Raw genomic sequence first — 13,715 nt, 5'->3', positions numbered from 1 at the left:
CTGCCCACCGGAGACACCACCGGCAGCCCCGAGGAAGCCCTCGACTGCGCCTGCGGCCTCTACCTCAGCGACCCCACCATCTGGCGGCAGCCGCATACACCGCCGAACTAACAGGCAGGACCACTAGCCCGCGAGGACCTCGCCGCGGCGGGTCGGGTGGCCGTCGTCCGCGCGGGCTCCGGGCTCCAGCGCGGCGTGCAGCTCGGCACAGATCTCGCCGAGGGCCTGCGGCGCGCTGCGGCAGAGCTTCGGGAACGACAGGTAGCCGTGCGGCATGCCGACGTAGGTCGTGGTCCGCACCGGCACGCCGGCGGCCTCGAGCGCGGCGGCGTAGCGCAGGCCGTCGTCGCGGATCGGGTCGTGCTCGGCGACCTGCACCAGCGCCGGCGGCAGCCCGCTGTGGTCGCGGGCGAGCAGCGGGGAGGCGTAGGGGTGGCGGGCGTTCTGGTCAGCGAGGTAGTGCGCGCGGAAGGCCACCATCTCCGCCTCGCTCAGGATCGGCGCGTCGGCGTTCTCCCGGATCGACGGGCTGGCGAACGTCATGTCCGTCGCCGGGTAGAGCAGCACCTGCAGCGCGATGGGCGGACCGGACCGGTCGCGGGCCATCAGCGCGACCACGGCCGACAGGTTGCCACCGGCGCTGTCGCCCATGACCGCCAGACGGGCGCCGTCGGCGCCGAACTCGGCCGCCCGCGCCCAGATGTCGGCCAGGGCGCGGTAGCTGTCCTCCGCCGCGGCCGGCCAGCGGTGCGCGGGGGCGAGCCGGTAGTCGACCGAGACGACGACGGCGCCGACGCTGCGGGCGACGTTGCTGCACAGCCAGTCGGCGGTGTCGAGCGAGCCGAGCACCCACCCGCCGCCGTGGTAGTTCACGACCAGCGGCAGCGCGCCGGTCCGCCCCTCGGGCCGGTACACCCGCACCGTCAGCGGACCAGTCTCCCCGGCGGCCGTGCCCTCGGTGATGCGCACGCCCGCGGCGACGCCGCCGAGCACCAGGTCGGTGACCGGGTTGTGGCCGACGACGGTCTGCTGGGCCCGGCGGATCTGCTCGTCGTCCATCCGCGTGATGGAGTTGGCCCGCCGGAGCAGCCGTCCCAGGACTCGTACCCGCAGGTCCAGCCGTGCCACGTCACGTTCCTCCCCGCCGACTCCGCCGTCCCGGGCACCGTAGCGAGCCGCGACCGTCCCCGGGGCGGGGTCAGCGGCGACCGAGGCGGGCGACGCCCTTGCCCGAGGCGCCGGCGGGGGCCACGCTCGACCGGTCCGGCGAGCACACGGAGGTCGTGGTGGGCGATGAGGTCCGGCTGGTCCGCCCGGAGGACCGCACCGAGGGGCACCCCACCCCCGGGATGCACCGGGAGGAGGCCGTCGCCACCGGCGGGATGTGGGCGGGGCACGTGACCACCGGCGCGGGCGTGGCCTCCGGCTGGCACCACCACGGCGAGCACGAGTCCACGATCTACGTGGTCTCCGGCGCGCTGCGGATGGAGTTCGGGCCCGGCGGCGAGGACGTCCTGGAGGCCACCGCCGGCGACTTCCTCTACGTGCCGCCGCACGCCGTGCACCGCGAGCTCAACCCGGGCGCGACCGAGTCGACCCTCGTCGTCGTGCGTGCGGGGTCCGGGGAGGCGGTCGTCAACGTGGACGGGCCGGCCCCAGCCCGGGAGGGCGGGACCGGCCCGGACGTCTGAGCGTCAGATCTCCGCCTGCGCCTCGTAGGCCTGCGCGAACAGGTCCCCGAAGGCCTGCTCGTGTCACGGTGGCGACCCCCCGGCAGCACCGCGGTGCCGTGGAGAGCTGCTCCCGGACATCGGCGTCCCGGACCTGGGTGGCCGGGAGAACCCATCGGCGGGGAGCAGACCCTCGGACAGGTCCTCGTCGGTCGGCGGCTCGTCGTCGGGGGCCGAGGGTGACGCCGATCGGGCGACTCCGGTTCGCACGGGTTCCGTATCCGTGGTGGTCCGGCGGATCGCGCTCAGTCCCCGAGGTACTCCCGCAGGGCGTCGGCCTCGCGGCGGAGCCGGCCGGCGGCGTCGTCCCGGCCGTGACCCTCCCAGCGCTCGGCCTCGGTGACGCGCTCGTCGACCTGCTGCGCCAGGAGCGCCCGCACCTCGTCGAGCGAGAGGGTGCGCCGTTGCGCCTCCGCGGCCCCGACCCCGACCCGGGCACCGGCGACGTGCTCGCTGCCCGCGACGGGGGCGCCCTCGGGGACCTCCACGGCCTCCGCGTTGTCGATCGCCGCGATCGCCGTGCGGAGCGCGGACACGGTCTCCGGCTGCCGGGCCTTCATCGCCGCGACCAGGCCGGCTCGCAGCCGCGCGCGCAGCTCGCCCGCCGCGTCGGTGCTCTCGGACATCGGGGGACGCCTCCTCGCTGGCGGTTCGGACCGGAACGCACGAGAGCCCCGGTCGGACGTGTGTCCGGCCGGGGCTCTCGTCAGGGGTGGAGGTGGCGGGAATCGAACCCGCGTCCTACGACGCATCACCAGGGCTTCTCCGAGCGCAGTCTGCGTTGCCTCTGCTCGGCCCCGTCGATCATGCAGACGAGTCGACGTGACGGGCCCAGTCGCTGTTGGGTGTCCCGCACGCACCCGCGACCGGTGCGTGCGGTGAGTCATCTAGCTGATGCCAGGATCCGGGCCGATGACGAACCCGGGCTGACAGACTCGTCTAGCTGCTATCAGGCAGCGAGAGCGAAGTCGCGCTGATTGGAATCGGCGCTTGTGTGTTGTGCAACGGATCGTTAACGAGATGATCGTTGCCTTCCTCGGCTCGCTTCTCCTGGTCAAACGACCGCAGTCGAGACCAATCACCCCCTGTGTAGTTGTGCAGTGAGGGTAACGGCTCCGTCCAGCCGGATGTTCCCGCGCCCCGCCGTCCGCCCCGGACGAGGCAGTGCCGCCGCGCCGGGACGAGTGCCGCGGTACAGCGCGGCACCCCGACTCCGGCGCGGCAGTGCCGCCGCGGAGGACGGCGGACGACGGGACGGACGGCGAGGCTGCCCCGGCGCCGTCCTGCCTCGCCGCCCGCGATCATGGGGAAGTGGCCGCCGGACACGCCGTCGGACGGCGTGGCGAACGGCGACAAGCCCATGATCGCGGCGGGGCAGGCCCCTCAGATCCAGCTGCGGCGCTTGAAGATCGCGTAGAGGGTGACGCTGACCCCCAGCATCAGCACCAGCGCGAACGGGTAGCCCAGGTGCCAGTGCAGCTCGGGGATGTCGTCGAAGTTCATCCCGTACACCGTGCCGACCAGGGTCGGGGCGAACAGGATGGCCGCCCACGCGGAGATCTTCTTGACCTCCTCCCCCTGCGCGATCGACGCCTCGGTGAGCTCCCGGATCTCCTCGTTCTGCCGCTGCGCCACCAGGGTGGCGTTGACCGTGAGGATGTCGCGCAGCTGGAGCCGGAAGCCCTCCACCCGCTCGATCACCTGCGTGACGTGGTCGGCGACGTCGCGCAGGTAGCTGCGCAGGTCCTCGTCGACGCCGTACTTGTCGAACCCGGCGGTGATCGCGTGCAGGATCCCGATGAGCGGAGCCGCGGCACGCTGGAACTCCAGCACCTCCTGCGAGAGCTCGTAGATGCGCCGCGAGGCCCTGGGGTCACCGGCGAAGACCTGGACCTCGATCTCGTCGATGTCGTTCGACAGGCCGGCGACCACGGGCGCGTACCCGTCCACGACGGCGTCGAGGATCGCGTACAGCACCGCCTCCGGCCCCTTGGCCAGCAGTGCCGGTTCGCTCTCCAGCCGGCGGCGCACCCGCGAGAGGTCCGGGGACTCGGAGTGCCGGACCGTGATGGCGAAGTCGCGGCCGAGGAACAGGTGCAGCTCGCCGAACTCGACCTCCTCGGCCGCGTCCAGGTAGCGCGCGGCCTTGAGGACGACGAAGAGGGTGTCCCCGTACCGCTCGAACTTCGGCCGCTGGTGGGCCTGGATGGCGTCCTCGACGGCGAGCTCCGGCAGGCCGTACTGCTCGGCCAGGTCCCCGAGCTCGCCGGGCTCGGGCCGGTACAGCCCCAGCCACACCATCCGGTCGTCGAAGCCCTCGGTCAGCCACTCGTGGCTGTCGGCGGCGGTGTCGGGGGTGGCCACCCGCCGCCCACCGGCATAGACGGCGTTGTCGACGATCCGCGACGGCCGCTCGGCCGAGCCCTGCTCGGGCTCGGCGGGCGGCGGAACGGGGCGGCGGACCACCTCGGTGCGCGGACGGCGCAGGGTGGACAGCGCGGTGAGGGGCGCGAGACGACGCTCGACCATGACGGACTCCCGGGACGACGCTGGGCTGAGGACGCAGCTGTGGTCCTCCCGGCGCGACCGCGGATGGCGGGACTACGCGGGGAGGACCTCGGGACTGGGACTGGGCGGCTCGCTGCGCATGCGCGTCCTCCTCCCGGGTCGGTGGCCCGCGTCGTCCGGGCCGTCGTCCATCGTGACACGCCGCGGGCGTGCGGGAGGTGCCCCGGAGGCGGAGATCACTCCCCCGTCACCCGCTGTTCAGCCGGTCAGCGCAGGACGAGCGAGATGAGCGGCGGCAGCAGGACGACGATCAAGAGCGCGCCCAGGACGTCGAAACTGATCCCGGACCGGATCATCTTGGTGATCGGCACGACGCCGGAGCCGTAGGCGATCGCGTTCTGCGGCGTCGACACCGGCAGCATGAAGCCGAACGAGGCGGCGAAGGTCGCCGCGAGCGCCGGGACGAACGGGTCGATTCCCGCCGCGGCCGCCACCGGGATGATGATCGGGACGACGACCGCCGCCGAGGCGGTGTTGCTGGTCGTCTCCGAGATGATGATCGCCAGGATCACCGCGAAGACCGTGATGGCGAACGTGCTGGTCAGGCCGAGCCAGTCCGCCGAGCTGTTGCCGATCGTCTCGGCCAGGCCCGTGTCGGCCAGCAGCGAGCCGAAGATGATCCCGGTCCCGAAGAGCACGATCGTGCCCCAGTCGATCGTCGCGGCGTCAGACCAGTTGAGCGTGAACTCCCGCCGCTTCCAGTCCGTCGGCAGCAGGAACAGCAGCGAGGCGCCGAGCACCGCGACGATGCCCTCGTCCAGCCGGTCGCTGATGGTCGTGTAGAGCTCGGAGTCGGTGCCGGCGACCAGCGCGATGACGCCGGGGAAGATCCACAGCGACACGGTGACGCCGAACGCGATGAGGGTGTTGCGCTCGGCCGTGGAGAACGGTCCGATCTGCGCGCGCTCCTGCTCGATGTACTCGGCGACGCCCTCGATGCGCTTGATCTCCGGCTTGTTGAGCAGCAGCAGCACCAGCGCCAGCGCGACGAACATCAGCGCGCAGATGGGCAGCGCCATGAGCATCCAGTCCAGGAAGCCGATGCGCTCCCCGGTTGCCTCCTCGATGAGCCCGCGGCCGATGAGGTTGGGCGGCGTGCCGACCGGGGTGATCAGGCCGCCGACGCTCGCCCCGTAGGCCAGCATCAGCATCAGCGCGGTGCCGATGCGCAGCCGCAGCGGGTCGAAGTCGGGCTTCACCAGCTCCTTGTCCTGCAGGAGCTTGGCGATCACGGTGAGGATGCCCAGCGCGGTCGGCAGCAGCATCGCGACGGTGGCGGTGTTGGACACGAACGCCGAGAGCAGGCAGGTGATCAGGCCGAAGGCGATGACCACGCGTGCGGTGGAGGTGCCGACCCACTTCAGCGACAGGATGAACATCGCGAAGCGCCGCGCCACGCCGTGCTTGAGCATCGCGGCGGCCAGGATGAACGCGCCGATGAAGGTGAACACCGTCGTCGACCCGAACGGGCTCAGCGCGTCGTCGGCCGGGACGACCCCGAGGACGACGATCGCCCCGACGCCGATCAGTCCACCGATCGGGATGGGCACCGGCTCGGTGATCCACAGGACGATGACCCCGAGCAGCACGGCACCCAGCAGCTGCTGGTCGCTGGGGAGGTCGAGCGGCAGCAGCGCGAAGACCACGCTCACCACCGGGGCGAGGAAGAGGCCGACGGTGCGCCGGCCCTTCTCGAAGCGTTCCTCCGCCGGGCTCAGCTGCTGCTCGCCGAGGCTCCGGTAGGTCGCGCTGCCCCGGAAGGCGGCGTCGACGTCGGTGCGGGCCGGCTTGCCGGCCTGGGACTCCGTCGCGGTCACTGGTGGCCACCTCCGGCGCCGAGTGTGGCCCAGATCGCGTCGGATCTCAGCCCGAGACCTCGCCCGGTGGCGGCGGGACCTGCAGCGCCACCAGGAAGCGGGACACCATCGCGTAGCCGCCGACCAGCGCGGTCAGCTCGACCACCTGCCGGTCGTCGAGGTGCTCCCGCGCCGCGGCGAACACCGCGTCGGGCACGGCGACATCGCGCGTGGACGCGTCGGTGAACGCGAGGACGGCGGCCTGCACCGCCGTCCACTCCCCCGCGGCGTCGGGCCGGCGCAGGGCGGCCAGCTGCGCCTCGGTCAGGCCGGCACGCCGTGCGATCGGCTCGTGCGCCGCCCACTCGAACGCCGCGTCGTTGAGGACGGCGATCCGCAGCACCACCAGCTCACGCAGGTCGGCGGCCAGCGTGGTGCCCGACCGCAGTGCGCCGAGCAGCGCGTTCCACCCCTCCGCGACGGGTGGGCTGTGCAGGAGCAGGCGGTCCAGGTCGCTGAGCTCCCCGCCGCGGCGCCGGCGGACCAGCTCGGCGACCGGGCCGTCGTCGTCCGCCCCGGGCAGGCGTCGGCTCACTTGCCGAAGACGCCGTCCGGGTAGGCGCCGGCCGCGGCGATCCGGGCCGACAGCGGCTTGCCCAGCTCGACGACCCGCGCGGTCCGCTCGGCGCCCAGGTGCGCCCACGGCTCGACGGCGAGCGCGTCGGTCTCGGCCTCGATCTGCGCCCGCAGCTGCTGACCGGCCTCGGTCAGGTCGCCGTCGACGACGAGGCCGCGCTCGGCCAGGCGCGCGGCGGCGGCCGACCACTCCTCGTCGGTGTACCCGCGCAGCGCCTGGGCGGCGGCCGGGGTGAAGCCGCGCCCGGTGGCCGAGTGGCTCTGCAGCGCCTCGATGCCCGACAACCCGTGCCGGACGAGGACGGCGATGTGGCCGTCCCCGCGGTGCTCGCGCAGCAGCGTCGCGCCGTGCCAGACCTGCAGCAGCGGCTCCTCGGGCCAGGCCTGGTCGGCGTGGCCGGCGTAGAGCGGGCGCCCCTCGGGCGTCAGCGCCGAGCACGCCTCGCGCAGCAGCCCGGCCAGCTCCTCGATCTCCGGGGAGGTCGCGGCGTCCCCGAGCAGGCGGGTGAGCGAGGCGCGGGCCGCGTCCAGCCGGGCGGCGACGACCTGCTCGGGGCTCGCCAGAGTCCAGGCGCGCGGGATGAGCCGGGCGACGAGGGTCGGCGAGAAGTTGTAGAAGGTCGCGGTCACGACGCCGGGGCCGACGGCGCCCATCGGGGCCGCGCGCCCGGCGAAGTAGCACATCCGGCCGGGGCGGATGCCGACGGCGGTGAGGTACTCGTCCTGCTCGGGAGCGAAGTACAGGTGGTTGTGCAGCGGCTCGGTCGCCCGGTGCGCCCGGCTGGCGAGGGTGGGATCGACGGCGGGTGCGGACTGATCGACGCTGACCATGCGCCGCACCCTACTGGCGGGGCCCTGGAGCACTTCGCGCGCGAAGTGCTCTAGGGCAGCGGCGGGAGGGCCAGGGCCCACGAGGTCCACGTGCGGTCGGTGCGGAAGCCGAGCCGCTCGTAGAGCCCGAACGCGCCGGTGGTGTTCTCGGTGTCGACGTCGAGCGAGGCCCGGGTGCAGCCGGCCGCGGCCGCCGTCCGGAGGGTCGCGGCGATCGCCGCCGTCGCGACGCCCCCACCGCGGGCGGCCGGAAGCACGCCGATCTGCCCGAGCCGGACCTCCCGGACGCCGGTGGCCTGCGTGTCGGCGTCGTACTCGTACGCCAGCACGTAGCCGACGACCGCGCCGCCGGAGAGGGCGAGCACCGACAGGTCCGGCCGGAAGGCCCGCTGGCCGGTGAACCAGCTGCGCCAGGCCACCTCGTCGCGCTCCACCGAGCCGTGGTGCTCGGTGAACGAGGCGTTGTGCGCGCGACGCACCTCGTCGTCGCGGTCCGCGGCGAACGGGACGACGTCGACGCCGGCCACCGGCCGAGGTTCCGGCAGGTCGTCCAGGCCGCGGCGCATCACCGCGTAGTAGCGCTCGGGCGCGAACCCGCGCCGCCGCACCAGGGTCTCCAGCGCACCCATGGCGGGGTGCACGTGGGCCACCAGGCGGGCGGGAGCGGCCGGCTCCAGGGCGGCGTGCTGCTGCGCTCCGCGGTCGACCTGCCAGTCCAGCAGCCGACCGCCGATCCCCTGCCCGCGGTGCTCCGGGTGCACCCGGCCCTCCACCCAGACGCGGAGGGCGTCGCGGACACCGGGCGAGACGATCGACGTCGCCCAGCCCACCAGCCGGCCGTCGTCGGTGCACACCGCCCGGCCGTCGCGCTCGAGGTCGACCAGCTCGCCGCCCCACCACTCGGCGAGGTCGGCGGCGTCCTCGTGCTCACCGGTGTCGTCGACCGGCTCGGCGGCGGCCAGGAGTTCCGCGGCGGCCGGGGCGTCGTCGAGGGTCAGCGGGCGGGTGGTGAGCGCGCTCACGAGAAGGAGACGAAGAGGCAGAAGGGGTGCCCGGCGGGGTCGGCGAAGACGGCGACGTCCTCGTCCGCGTCGGTGTACCCGCCGATCGGCCGGGCGCCGATCCCCTCGGCGTGCGCGCAGGCCGCGGCGAGGTCGTCGACCTCGAAGTCGAGGTGGGTCTGCATCTGCTGGGTGCCCGGCTCCGGCGGCCAGACCGGCGGGACGTGGTCGCGCTCCAGCTGGAAGGACAGCCCGGGCCCGTCCCCGGGGCGCAGGGTCGCCCAGTCGTCGGTGTCATCGCGGATCGGCCAGCCGAGCAGGTCCCGGTAGAAGCGGGCCAGGCCGCGCGGGTCGGGGGTGCCGAGGACGGCGGCGGTGAGGCGGATCGGCGGGGTCACGCCTCGATGCTGAAGAGCCGGGCGCCGTTGTGCCACAGGACGGCGCGCAGCCACTCCTCCCCCAGCCCCAGCCGGTCCAGGGCCGCGAGCTGATGGGCGTAGGGGTACGGGATGGCCGGGAAGTCCGACCCGAGCAGCACCTTCTCCCGCAGCGCCGCCAGCCGGGGCAGGTCGGCGGGGTCGAAGGGCATCAACCGCTCGGTGAAGTCGGTGGCGAACATCGTGGTGTCCAGGTGCACCCGCTCGAAGCGCTCGGCCAGGTCGAGGAACTCGCGGTACTCGGGCATCCCGAGGTGGGCGATCACCAGTTGCAGCCGCGGGTGCCGATCGAGCAGGCCCTCCATCGGCTCCGGCCCGGTGTGCTCACCGGCCAGCGGACCGGAGCCGCAGTGGATGACCACCGGCGTGCCGGTCTCGGCCAGCCGGCCCCACACCGGGTCCAGCAGCGGGTCGCGTGGGTCGAACGCGCCGACCTGCACGTGCACCTTGAACACCTGCACGCCCCGGTCGAGCGCCTCGGCGACGTAGGCCGGCGCCTGGGGCTCGGGGTAGAAGGTCGCCGACCGCAGCACCTGCGGGTGGGCGTCGGCGAACTCGGACGACCAGTCGTTCAGCCAGGCGGCCATGCCGGGCCGGTGCGGGTACGGCAGCGTCGAGAAGGCCCGGACGCCGAGCCGGTCCAGCACGGCCAGCCGCTCCTCGACCGAGGCTGCGTAGGTGATCGGCCAGGCCGTGCCGTAGTGCTCCTCGGCGTGCGCGAAGTACGACCAGACCTTGGCCTGCACCCGCTCGGGCAGGAAGTGCACGTGCACGTCGACCAGCCCGGGGAGGCCGAGCTCCCGCCAGTACCGCGGGACGTCGGCGTCGTCGGCCGGGGGTGCCACCACGGGACCGACACTAGTTCGCGGCGGGCACCCGGGCGGCGGCGAAGGTGACGTCCCGCCGGAGCCGGAAGCCCAGCTCCTCGTACAGCCGGATCGCGTTCGAGTTGTCGGCGGCGGAGTGCAGGAACGGGGTCTCCCCGCGCGCGCGGATGCCGTGCGCGAGCGCCCGGACCAGCCGGGTCGCCAGGCCGCGGCCGCGGGCCGACGGATCGGTGCAGACGGCGCTGATCTCGGTCCAGCCCGGCGGGTGCAGCCGCTCGCCCGCCATCGCGACGAGCGCGCCGTCCCCGTCCCGGAGGCCGAGATAGGTGCCCAGCTCGATGGTCCGCGGCAGGAACGGGCCGGGGCGGGTGCGCCCCACCAGCGCGAGCATCTCCGGGACGTCGGCGACGGTCAGCCGGACGGCCTCGTCGTCCGGGGCCGCGTCGACGCCGTCGTCCACCAGCTGCACACCGGGCGCGCGGAACTCCCGCTCCCAGCCCTCGGGTGGGGGTCCGGTCAGGCCGGCGAGCGGCACCAGACCGCCGGGACCCACCAGGGCCGCGGCGTCGGCCCAGTCCTGGGCGGACGGAGCCGACGAGGGCATGCCGAGGAACGGGGTGACGTCCGCCGGGTAGCGGAGCACGTCCCCGCGCCGTTCGGCGAAGTGCGCGTGCGGGCCGGTCAGCGCCGACCACGCGGGCCGGTCCAGTACGTGCTGGCTCACCGGAGGGTGACGACGACCTTGCCGCGCACGTGCCCCTCGGCCACCAGCTGCTGGGCCTGCGCCGTCTGCTCCAGCGGGAAGGCCTTGGCGATGGGCACCCGGAGCTGCCCGGCGTCGGCCATCCGGCCGAGCTCCTCGAGGTCGTGCCGCTCGGGGCGCACGAAGACGTAGCGGCCGCCGAGGTCGCGCACCGCGGGGTCCACCACGCTGGCCAGCCGGCCGCCCTCGCGGAGCTGCGCCGGCGCGTCGGTGAGCGCGTCGCCGCCGATCAGGTCGAGGACGGCGTCCACCGGCTCGGTCAGCTGCTCGCTGATCGGCCCGACGGAGTAGTCGATGCACTCGGCCACGCCGGCCTCGCGGAGGAAGCCGTGGTTGCGCGGGCCGGCGGTGCCGATCACGTGGGCGCCCAGGGCGACGGCGATCTGGACGGCGTTGAAGCCGACCCCGCCCGCGGCCCGGTGCACGAGCACGCGGTCGCCCTCGCCGACCTCGAGCGCCTCGGTCAGGGCCTGGTAGGCGGTCAGCCCGGCCAGCGGCAGCGCCCCGGCCTCGGCGAACGACAGCGACGCCGGCTTGTGCGCCAGGCAGCGCTGGGGCGCCGGCACGAACTCGGCCTGGGTCCCCCACTGGACGTCGTCCCGGCGGACGTAGCCGAACACCTCGTCACCGGGCGCGAAGTCGACCACCGCGGGCCCGGCCGCCTCGACCACGCCGGCGACGTCCCAGCCCGGGACGATCGGGAAGCGGTGCGGGAAGAACGACCGCAGGCCGCCGGCCCGGATGCCCATGTCGACCGGGTTGACGCCCGCGGCGTGCACCCGCACGAGCACGGTGTCGGGGCCGACCGGCGGATCGGGCAGGTCGTCGCGCAGCGTCAGGACCTCGGGGCCCCCGAACTCGTCGTACGCGATGCCCCTCAACGCCGTCCCTTCACGTAGCGCCCGAACGCCTTCTGGATCTCGCGGCGCGAGTCGCGCTCGGCGAGGTCGTGGCGCTTGTCGTAGCTCTTCTTGCCCCGTGCCAGGGCGAGGGTGGCCTTGACCTTGCCGTCCTTGAAGTACATGTCCAGCGGGACGAGCGTGAGCCCGCCCTCCTTGGTCTTGCCGATCAGCTTGTCGATCTCCGAGCGGTGCATGAGCACCTTGCGCTTGCGCCGCGGGGCGTGGTTGGTCCAGGTGCCCTCGGTGTACTCGGGGATGTGGACGTGCTGCAGCCACACCTCGCCGTCGTCGATGCTGGCGAAGCCGTCGACCAGCGAGGCACGGCCGGCCCGCAGGCTCTTGACCTCCGTGCCGGTGAGCACGAGGCCCACCTCGAAGGTGTCGAGGATCGAGTAGTCGTGCCGCGCCTTCTTGTTCTGGGCGATGTACTTCTGGCCCTTCTCCCGCGGCATCCCCCCAGGTTACTTGGCCACCCCTCACGCCGAGATCGCCGATCTCGTCGGGAGGGCGGGGGGGGTCCGCGGCGCTACAGCCGCACGTACAACCGCAGCGTCACGTAGGCGGCGATCGCGGCCAGCCCGACGCCGGCGGCGGCGATGATCGGGCTGATCGTGAGGATGGCGCTCCAGTCGACCGGCGGGATGATGCCCGCCTTGATCGGGCTGGCCAGCGCCTTGTCGACGAACAGCAGCTTGGTGACCACCAGGCCGCCGATCGCGAGCAGCGCACCGATGAGACCGGCCAGCGCGGCCTCGAGGATGAACGGCAGCTGGGTGTACCAGCGGGAGGCGCCGACCAGCCGCATGATGTTGGTCTCGTTGCGACGGTTGAACGCCGCCAGCTGGATGGTGTTGGAGATCAGCAGCAGTGCCGCGAGCGCCTGCACCACCGCGACGGCGATGGTGGCGTTCCGGGCGCCGTTGAGCAGGCTGAACAACCGGTCGAGGAAGTCGCCCTCGTCGCGCACCTGGTCCACGCCGTCGGTCGCGTCGGGGAACTCCGCGGCGATGACGTCGTAGCGCTCGGGGTTGACCAGCTCGACGCGGAAGCTCTCGGGCAGCGCGTCGGCCGGGGTGTTCTGGACCAGTTCGGGCTGCTGGCTGAACTGCTGCTGGAAGCGCTCGTACGCGTCCTCCTTCGACTCGTACAGGTAGCTCTTCACCTCGCCGTCGGACTGCAGTTCCTGCAGGCGCGTCTCGACGGCGGCACGCTGCTCCTCGGTGACGTCGTCCTCGAGGAAGATGGAGACCTGGACCTTGTCGTAGTAGATCTCCTTCATGTCGGAGATCATCCCGGCGATGAGCAGGCCGGTGCCCATGAGACCGAGCGAGATGGCCGTCGTCAGGATCATCGCGACCGTCATGGTCAGGTTGCGACGGAGCCCGGTGGCCACCTCGGACAGGACGAAGTTGACGCGCATGGATTCCCTGTTCTGAGTTCAGTCGGGGGTCGGGAGGCCGCGGCTCAGCGGCCGACCCCGTAGACCCCGCGCGACTGGTCGCGGGTGATGACGCCCCCGTTGAGCTCGATCACGCGCCGGCGCATCGAGTCGACGATGTGGTAGTCGTGCGTCGCCATGATCACCGTGGTGCCGGTGCGGTTGATCCGCTCCAGCAGCAGCATGATCCCCTCGCTGGTCTCCGGGTCGAGGTTGCCGGTGGGCTCGTCGGCGAGCAGCACCAGCGGCCGGTTGACGAACGCGCGGGCGATCGCGACCCGCTGCTGCTCACCACCGGAGAGCTCACCGGGCAGCCGGTTGGCCTTGCCCTCGAGGCCGACCATCTCCAGCACCTCGGGGACGACGCGCTTGATCGTGCGCTGCGGCTTGTTGATGACCTCGAGCGCGAAGGCGACGTTCTGCTCCACGGTGCGGTTGCGCAGCAGCCGGAAGTCCTGGAAGACGCAGCCCATCGTGCGGCGCAGCTTCGGGACGTTCCACTTGCTCATGGTGTTGAGCGTCTTGCCGTTCACGGTGACCGTGCCCTTGGTGGGGTCGTCCTCCTTCAGCAGCAGCCGGAGGAACGTCGACTTGCCCGAACCGGACGACCCGATGAGGAAGACGAACTCACCCTTGTCGATCTCGGTGGACACGTCATCGAGGGCCGGCCGCGCGCTGGCCGGGTAGATCTTGGTGACGTGTTGCAATTCGATCACGAGGCGCCACGCTACCTGCCCGAGGCCCCGTGATCGGCAGTTCGCGGAGCAACGCTCCGAGCGTTCTCGC

The 13,715-nt window shown here is 73.0% G+C and carries 15 protein-coding genes and 1 other RNA gene; 1 reads left to right on the top strand and 15 read right to left on the bottom strand.

Annotation, left to right across the window (positions count from 1 at the left end; translation table 11 throughout):
- Positions 1-123: 123 nt before the first annotated feature.
- Complete coding sequence (locus DQ240_RS12595) at positions 124-1,128, bottom strand: alpha/beta hydrolase (protein ID WP_113839942.1); 1,005 nt, start codon at positions 1,126-1,128, stop codon at positions 124-126.
- 158 nt (positions 1,129-1,286) lie between these two features.
- On the opposite strand from DQ240_RS12595, the gene DQ240_RS12590 reads away from it, so the two are divergent.
- Positions 1,287-1,691 carry a cupin domain-containing protein gene (locus tag DQ240_RS12590; RefSeq protein WP_199589271.1) on the top strand — a complete coding sequence of 135 codons (405 nt, stop codon included), beginning with the start codon at positions 1,287-1,289 and terminating at the stop codon, positions 1,689-1,691.
- Positions 1,692-1,975: 284 nt separating this feature from the next.
- Here the strand turns inward: DQ240_RS12590 and DQ240_RS12585 are convergent, their stop codons facing one another.
- The 14 genes from DQ240_RS12585 to ftsE all read right to left on the bottom strand — a co-directional run bounded on the left by DQ240_RS12585 (position 1,976) and on the right by ftsE (position 13,645).
- Positions 1,976-2,356, bottom strand: a complete 381-nt coding sequence (locus DQ240_RS12585; protein ID WP_113839941.1) for a hypothetical protein — start codon at positions 2,354-2,356, stop codon at positions 1,976-1,978.
- Between the two features lie 84 nt (positions 2,357-2,440).
- Positions 2,441-2,816, bottom strand: a transfer-messenger RNA (tmRNA) gene (gene ssrA / locus DQ240_RS12580).
- A 297-nt stretch (positions 2,817-3,113) separates the two neighbouring features.
- The gene (locus tag DQ240_RS12575) at positions 3,114-4,259 is read right to left on the bottom strand and encodes a magnesium and cobalt transport protein CorA (RefSeq protein ID WP_113839940.1); all 1,146 of its coding nucleotides are present in this window, start codon (positions 4,257-4,259) and stop codon (positions 3,114-3,116) included.
- Positions 4,260-4,504: 245 nt separating this feature from the next.
- Positions 4,505-6,115, bottom strand: a complete 1,611-nt coding sequence (locus DQ240_RS12570; protein ID WP_113839939.1) for a DASS family sodium-coupled anion symporter — start codon at positions 6,113-6,115, stop codon at positions 4,505-4,507.
- Positions 6,116-6,161: 46 nt separating this feature from the next.
- Positions 6,162-6,689: a carboxymuconolactone decarboxylase family protein gene (locus DQ240_RS12565; protein ID WP_199589270.1), complete on the bottom strand. Its 528-nt coding sequence runs from the start codon at positions 6,687-6,689 to the stop codon at positions 6,162-6,164.
- Positions 6,686-7,561, bottom strand: a complete 876-nt coding sequence (locus tag DQ240_RS12560) for a hypothetical protein (protein WP_113839938.1) — start codon at positions 7,559-7,561, stop codon at positions 6,686-6,688. The genes DQ240_RS12565 and DQ240_RS12560 overlap by 4 nt, the downstream gene beginning before the upstream one ends.
- 50 nt (positions 7,562-7,611) lie before the next feature.
- Positions 7,612-8,583 (bottom strand): GNAT family N-acetyltransferase, encoded by a 972-nt coding sequence (locus tag DQ240_RS12555; RefSeq protein ID WP_233498677.1) that lies wholly within the window; start codon positions 8,581-8,583, stop codon positions 7,612-7,614.
- Positions 8,580-8,960: a VOC family protein gene (locus tag DQ240_RS12550; RefSeq protein ID WP_199589269.1), complete on the bottom strand. Its 381-nt coding sequence runs from the start codon at positions 8,958-8,960 to the stop codon at positions 8,580-8,582. The genes DQ240_RS12555 and DQ240_RS12550 overlap by 4 nt, the downstream gene beginning before the upstream one ends.
- Entirely contained in the window at positions 8,957-9,847 is an 891-nt protein-coding gene (locus tag DQ240_RS12545; RefSeq protein WP_113839936.1) for an amidohydrolase family protein, read from the bottom strand. The genes DQ240_RS12550 and DQ240_RS12545 overlap by 4 nt, the downstream gene beginning before the upstream one ends.
- A gap of 10 nt (positions 9,848-9,857) precedes the next feature.
- Entirely contained in the window at positions 9,858-10,550 is a 693-nt protein-coding gene (locus DQ240_RS12540; RefSeq protein WP_113839935.1) for a GNAT family N-acetyltransferase, read from the bottom strand.
- Positions 10,547-11,470 carry an NADP-dependent oxidoreductase gene (locus DQ240_RS12535; protein ID WP_113839934.1) on the bottom strand — a complete coding sequence of 308 codons (924 nt, stop codon included), beginning with the start codon at positions 11,468-11,470 and terminating at the stop codon, positions 10,547-10,549. Before DQ240_RS12535 ends, DQ240_RS12540 begins: the two co-directional genes overlap by 4 nt.
- Entirely contained in the window at positions 11,467-11,943 is a 477-nt protein-coding gene (gene smpB, locus DQ240_RS12530; RefSeq protein WP_113839933.1) for an SsrA-binding protein SmpB, read from the bottom strand. Before smpB ends, DQ240_RS12535 begins: the two co-directional genes overlap by 4 nt.
- Positions 11,944-12,017: 74 nt before the next feature.
- Positions 12,018-12,911 carry a permease-like cell division protein FtsX gene (gene ftsX / locus DQ240_RS12525; RefSeq protein ID WP_113839932.1) on the bottom strand — a complete coding sequence of 298 codons (894 nt, stop codon included), beginning with the start codon at positions 12,909-12,911 and terminating at the stop codon, positions 12,018-12,020.
- Between the two features lie 44 nt (positions 12,912-12,955).
- Complete coding sequence (gene ftsE, locus DQ240_RS12520; protein ID WP_113839931.1) at positions 12,956-13,645, bottom strand: cell division ATP-binding protein FtsE; 690 nt, start codon at positions 13,643-13,645, stop codon at positions 12,956-12,958.
- Positions 13,646-13,715: the final 70 nt, after the last annotated feature.

Origin of the sequence: Blastococcus sp. TF02A-26 (genome assembly GCF_003319125.1) — a bacterium.
Taxonomy (GTDB): domain Bacteria; phylum Actinomycetota; class Actinomycetes; order Mycobacteriales; family Geodermatophilaceae; genus Trujillonella.
Note: the sequence above shows the minus strand (reverse complement) of the source record. Positions and strands in the feature narration are given on the sequence as shown.